This is a genomic window from Bartonella sp. CM120XJJH (genome assembly GCF_042194715.1).
GTDB lineage: Bacteria > Pseudomonadota > Alphaproteobacteria > Rhizobiales > Rhizobiaceae > Bartonella.
On record NZ_JBHINE010000113.1, the window covers coordinates 1 to 689 of the forward strand.

General features: G+C 29.9%; 1 protein-coding gene. It reads right to left on the reverse strand.

The window, feature by feature from the left end:
• Positions 1–433: 433 nt before the first annotated feature.
• The coding region (locus ACFIKU_RS10075) for a putative sulfate exporter family transporter (RefSeq protein ID WP_375657426.1) at positions 434–689 on the reverse strand (256 nt) is incomplete at its 5' end.

The window sequence follows — 689 nt, forward strand, 5'->3', positions numbered from 1 at the left end:
GGAGGTGCATAATGTATTTTATACACTTTATAGGGATTTTACATTATATTATTCACAGGCACAGCCTTGAAAGGGAGTTCATGTGCCTTGAGAGGTATTTTTTTACAAGCACGTGAATGAGCAACATAAATATATTCAGTCTTCTATAAAAAAATTAACTTAATCAGATCTGAAATAAAGAGCATTATTTTGTATGCGTTCCATATTGAATACTATACCGTTGCAAATCACTATAGATTGAAAAGCTTATTGAAAAAGCAAATTCGATAGTTTTCACTTCATATCGTAGCATTTTCAATTTTTTGTATAGAATATAGGATAATAAGCAAATTTTTAGAATTTTTGCTGATTTTATGAAAGAACTGTTTTTGATATTAGTAAATCTTTGATTTATTATATACTCCCTTAAAAAAAGAAACAATTAATGCATATTTCAAAGTATTATATGATTTAAATCATTCAATTGTATCATGATAAGCCTAAAACTCCAAAGAATAATTATGGAGCAGGTTGAAGCCAAAATAACTCGCCATCCTGCTTTTTTTAATGATCGTATATCAACACCTAAACCTAATGCTGCCATTGAAATGATAGTGAACACCTGAGCAGTAAGTTTGATCGGATTTATAGCCGTTTCAGGAATAAGTCCGCTTGAGCGGATAAGCATCATGATAATAAAGCCGATTATA